The following is a 1,145-nucleotide window of genomic DNA, read 5'->3' on the forward strand; positions in this document are numbered from 1 at the left end:
ACAGTACGACCACCTTCACGGATCGCAAAACGTAGACCTGGGTCCATTGCGATCGGGTGGATTAACTCTACTGACATTTCTACGTTGTCACCAGGCATTACCATTTCTACGCCATCTTGTAATTTGATCGCGCCAGTTACGTCAGTTGTACGGAAGTAGAACTGTGGACGGTAACCGTTAAGGAATGGAGTGTGACGACCACCTTCTTCTTTAGAAAGTACGTATACTTCCGCATCGAATTTAGTGTGTGGCTTGATTGAACCTGGTTTAGCAAGTACTTGACCACGCTGTACGTCTTCACGCTTAGTACCACGTAGAAGAACACCACAGTTCTCGCCCGCACGGCCTTCGTCAAGAAGTTTACGGAACATTTCTACGCCAGTTACAGTTGTTTTAACTGTATCTTTAATACCAACGATTTCAACTTCTTCGCCTACTTTAACGATACCAGACTCAACACGGCCTGTTACTACAGTACCACGACCAGAGATTGAGAATACGTCTTCGATTGGCATCAAGAATGCTTTGTCGATAGCACGTTCTGGTTCTGGGATGTAAGAGTCAAGCGCTTCAACAAGAGCAAGAACTGCAGACTCACCGTACTGACCAGCGTCGCCATTAAGCGCAGCAAGAGCAGAACCACGGATAACTGGAGTGTCATCACCTGGGAAGTCGTAAGTAGAAAGAAGTTCACGAACTTCCATTTCTACTAATTCAAGTAATTCTTCATCATCAACAAGGTCACACTTGTTAAGGAATACAAGAATGTAAGGTACACCAACCTGACGAGAAAGAAGGATGTGTTCACGAGTTTGTGGCATTGGACCATCAGTCGCAGCACATACAAGGATCGCGCCGTCCATCTGAGCAGCACCAGTAATCATGTTTTTAACATAATCGGCGTGGCCCGGGCAGTCTACGTGAGCGTAGTGACGAGTTGGAGAATCGTATTCTACGTGTGAAGTATTAATTGTAATACCACGTGCTTTTTCTTCTGGTGCAGAGTCGATAGCTGCGTAATCTTTAGCTTCACCGCCGTAAGTTTTTGCACAGATCGTTGCAATCGCAGCAGTTAAAGTTGTTTTACCATGGTCAACGTGACCAATTGTACCCACGTTTACGTGTGGTTTATTACGTTCAAACTT

At 45.3% G+C, this 1,145-nt stretch carries 1 protein-coding gene; it reads right to left on the minus strand.

Annotated elements, in window-relative coordinates:
- Positions 1-1,145, minus strand: a 1,145-nt coding sequence (tuf, locus tag PJ15_RS18175; protein ID WP_047433192.1) for an elongation factor Tu, incomplete at both ends; no start/stop codon positions are given.

The organism is Acinetobacter sp. neg1 (assembly GCF_000788125.1).
Classification (GTDB): Bacteria; Pseudomonadota; Gammaproteobacteria; order Pseudomonadales; family Moraxellaceae; genus Acinetobacter; species Acinetobacter vivianii.